The following is a 535-nucleotide window of genomic DNA, read 5'->3' on the forward strand; positions in this document are numbered from 1 at the left end:
CGTTCGCATCATATTCTTTCTTCTGCCAGTTGGCCGTACCATCTGAACCATATTTGCTTTCAGTCAGGTTCCCTAAACGGTCATAAACATAACTGGCCTTGTCTCTTTTTTCTCCCATAAATAACTCCTGCATACCAGGTACAGGCATATATATATAATATAATTCTTTCTCAGAGATCAGCTGTCCATTAGAGTTATAATTGTATACTTGCAACAAGTACTTTTCTTGTTCATATAAAGTTTCTATTAAGTCTTTATTTCCATTAAGATAGGTATATCTTTTTAAGTTGGTTTCAAGATCATCTTGTAAAGTTAAATTATTTAAAAAATATTCATAGAAATTAGTTTGGGTAAAATCACTTGCAGGATCAGTCCTTTTCTTAAACCTGGGCAAATTTGACCCATCATATCTAATTGTTTCCACCACCCCACTTGGTTCTATAATCTTGCCCGGCGCCCCAGCTGAATTATACTCACTATACTCGGTAACTGATGATAATCCATCCTTGGTGATGGTTTCCTTTTTCTTGTTTAC

At 35.1% G+C, this 535-nt stretch carries 1 protein-coding gene; it reads right to left on the reverse strand.

What is annotated here, in order from left to right:
• Window positions 1-535: hypothetical protein (locus tag ODQ17_RS19155; RefSeq protein WP_322905654.1), on the reverse strand; the 535-nt coding region annotated here is incomplete at both ends.

Source organism: Acinetobacter sp. IRS14 (assembly GCF_034650275.1).
Classification (GTDB): domain Bacteria; phylum Pseudomonadota; class Gammaproteobacteria; order Pseudomonadales; family Moraxellaceae; genus Acinetobacter; species Acinetobacter oleivorans.